This is a genomic window from Mitsuaria sp. TWR114, from assembly GCF_007997345.1.
Genome location: NZ_VOSR01000844.1, coordinates 1 through 515 on the forward strand (window position 1 = coordinate 1; position 515 = coordinate 515).

The 515-nt window shown below is 73.4% G+C and carries 1 protein-coding gene; it reads left to right on the top strand.

Annotated elements, in window-relative coordinates; genetic code table 11:
• Positions 1-4 precede the first annotated feature (4 nt).
• Positions 5-515: aspartate/glutamate racemase family protein (locus FUT87_RS24825; protein ID WP_255512018.1), on the top strand; the 511-nt coding region annotated here is incomplete at its 3' end.

Genomic DNA, 515 nt, shown 5'->3' on the forward strand with positions numbered 1-515 from the left:
GGCGCTGGATCGCGGTGACCGCGAGGCGGTCGCGGCGCTGATGCTCGACTCCGCGCATCGTCTGCAGGCCGCCGGCGCGCAGCTGCTCATCTGTCCGGACAACACCATCCACCAGGCCTACGACCTGGTCGAGCCGCGCTCGCCGCTGCCCTGGCTGCACATCGCGCGCGTCGTCGCGGACGAGGCGTGCCAGCGTGGTTTCCGCCGTGTCGGCGTGCTGGGCACGCAGTGGCTGGTGCGCAGCGAGGTCTATCCCGAAGCGCTGGCCGCCGCCGGCATCGAGGCGGTCCGGCCCAGCGACGCGTGGCGCGACGAACTCGGCGCGCGAATCATGGACGAGCTCGTCCCGGGCCGCGTGCAGCCGGGCACCGTCGAGCGCTTCCAGCGCGCGATCGATGCGCTGCGCGAGCGCGGCTGCGACGCCGTCGTACTGGGCTGCACCGAGATCCCGCTGATCATCGGCGACGCCAACGCGTCGCTGCCCACGCTCGATTCGACCCGCCTGCTGGCGCGCG